Genomic DNA, 2,629 nt, shown 5'->3' with positions numbered 1-2,629 from the left:
AAAAATAGCTTTTACATTGAGATAGAAAAAATGCAAATACCCGCCTTATTCGAAAACAAACTAAGCTTGCCTGTTATCTGCGCGCCGATGTTTTTGGTCTCTAGCCCTAAACTGGTGATCAATGCATGTAAAAACGGAGTCGTAGGCACGTTTCCCAGCTTCAATACCCGAACTCAGGACTTATTAGATACTTGGCTTGGCGAAATTAGCGAGGACTTGGCGCAGTTTGCTGAAGCTAACCCCGGCAAGCCTGTTGCCCCTTTCGGTGTTAATCTGGTTGTACATCCCTCAAATACGCGTTTACCGAGTGACCGAGAAGTGGTCAAGAAGCATAAGGTTCCTTTTGTCATTACCAGTCAGGGCAACCCTGCAGAGATAGTGAAGGAAGTGCATGAGTGGGGCGGTGTTGTCTTTCATGATGTGATTCGTGCAGAGCATGCGAAGAAAGCAATTGCTGCGGGTGTGGATGGAATTATTGTTGTCTCGGCAGGAGCAGGAGGCCATGCGGGTACCATTAACCCCTTTGCTTTGGTGAGAGAAATTCGAGAATTTTGGGACGGCCCTTTGGCTTTGGCCGGTGCTGTGAATGATGGCTACGGTATACGTGCAGCTGAAGTGCTGGGAGCAGACTTTGCTTATATGGGAACACGCTTTATAGCCACCGAAGAAGCCGAGGTAGACCCTGACTACAAAAAGATGTTGGTTGAATCAGGGATTAAAGATTTGATCTTCACAGATACCTTTACTGGCGTGAAGTGTAACTTCCTTAAGCCGTCAATTGAGCGTGCTGGCGTTGACTTGGCAAGTTACCAGGCCAAGGAAAGTGTCGATCTTGATTTGGCAGGTAGTAATGCATGGAAGGACTTTTGGAGTGCTGGTGAAGGCGTATCGGGCATTCACACAATTAAATCGATGGCTGATTTAGTAAAGGAGTTAAAGGTAGAGTACCTGGGCGCAGTTGAAAAGCCGGGCTTTGCCAAGTAAAGGTTATAGTACGGTTAAGCTTGGCGCTGACGATACTGGGCAGGCGATACGTCCGCCCAGCGCGTAAATGAAAGCGAATGTGATTTCACTTACGATGTGTTTGAGGGGTTGTTTCACGTCTTTAAGATATTTGCTCCACGTGTTAGAGAGGCAGATACTGCGCTACAACAGATCGCATTATTTGTCCGGAAAATATTGCGAGCACTTACTCGTCTTTGTACTTGTCAGCGATTGCCAGGAATAAGTGGCAGTTATCCAGAAAGGCATCAAGCATTACCGGGTCAAAATGCTGAGCTCTGCCCTCGCGCATAATCTCTAAAGCTTGTTCATGTGTCATGGCGCTTTTGTAACAACGCTTGGAGATCAAGGCATCATACACATCGGCAATCGCCATTAAGCGTGCAGATAATGGGATAGCTTCTTTGCTTAGCCCTTTAGGGTAGCCAGAGCCATCCCACTTTTCATGATGACATTAAGCGATTTCCTGTGCATATTTCAGGAAGCAATCGCCCTCTTGTGTCCTATTTGATAATTGACGAGCTTTTTGCAGGGCATCGCCGCCTAAAGAAGCGTGACTGCGCATGATCTCCCATTCTTCTGCATCCAGCTTTCCGGGCTTAAGTAGTATTCGATCGGGGATCCCTACCTTTCCAACATCATGCAATGGTGCTGTTCGGAACATTGCATCGATAGCTTCGTCATCTAACTCATCTTTATATTCGGGTAAGTCGCGCACCAGTTCTGCAAGTTGTTTAACGTAATGTTGGGTACGAACGATATGTAATCCGGTTTCCTGGTCACGGGTTTCGGCGAGCGTGGTGAGTGCGTTGATAACGACTTCCTGGGTATATCTAATTTCTTCAGTACGCTCTTGAACGTGTTGTTCAAGTAGCTGATTTTGCTCGGCAAGGGATTTCTTGGCAGCCCGCAAGGTAAGCTGGGTACGAATTCGAGCCAAGACAATGGGGGCTGAAATGGGCTTGGTAATATAGTCGACGGCACCATGGGCCAAGCCCGCGGCTTCGTCACAAACTTGGTTCATTGCGGTAACGAAGATTACGCGAATGTCGGACCACTCATCATGTTCTTTGATGCGGTCAAGCACCTCCATGCCCGACATACCAGGCATATTGACATCGAGCAAGATCAGTTCGATAGACTCATGCTGCTGCTCGAGCTGTTGTAATGCCTGAGTGCCATTAGTGGCGGCAATAAGATCGAACTCGGATTTGAGTGCTTCAGAAAGTAGACGTAAATTGATAGGTTCATCATCAACTATCATAATGAGCGGCTTGCTCATAGATATATCCTTTTAAGTAATTGTCCTAGAGTGCCTTGGTGCTAAAAACTATGCTATATAAGTATGCAGAGGATAGATCCGATGTCCAATAATTGCTGTTTCAATAAGTCGTGTAATTGATAAAGACACACGTTAAAATCGACAAATTCACTAAAATATAACAAAAGGCATAAATCATAAATGAGTGAACATGATTCTTCTTCCATCTTGTCATTAGTCGAAGCTCGTATTTTGGGGGCCTTGATGGAGAAACAGCTAACCACACCCGATGTCTATCCTTTAACGCTCAATAGCCTGGTGACAGCCTGCAATCAGAAAACTAGCCGTGAACCGGTGATGGATCTT

The 2,629-nt window shown here is 46.1% G+C and carries 3 protein-coding genes and 1 pseudogene; 2 read left to right on the top strand and 2 right to left on the bottom strand.

All coding sequences use genetic code 11. The annotated features are described in order from the left end of the window. Window positions 1–984, top strand: a 984-nt coding sequence (locus A3761_RS12130; RefSeq protein WP_369808221.1) for an NAD(P)H-dependent flavin oxidoreductase, incomplete at its 5' end; no start/stop codon positions are given. 205 nt (window positions 985–1,189) lie between these two features. Here the strand turns inward: A3761_RS12130 and A3761_RS27675 are convergent. Next, a pseudogene (locus A3761_RS27675) lies at window positions 1,190–1,441 on the bottom strand (HD-GYP domain-containing protein); the annotation flags it as partial. 15 nt (window positions 1,442–1,456) lie between these two features. After that, entirely contained in the window at window positions 1,457–2,284 is an 828-nt protein-coding gene (locus A3761_RS12125; RefSeq protein WP_197469682.1) for a two-component system response regulator, read from the bottom strand. A 180-nt stretch (window positions 2,285–2,464) separates the two neighbouring features. Here A3761_RS12125 and A3761_RS25760 point away from each other — a divergent pair. After that, the coding region (locus A3761_RS25760; protein ID WP_156491815.1) for a DUF480 domain-containing protein at window positions 2,465–2,629 on the top strand (165 nt) is incomplete at its 3' end.

Source organism: Oleiphilus sp. HI0123, assembly GCF_001635315.1.
This window is presented reverse-complemented; position numbering and strand designations above follow the sequence as displayed.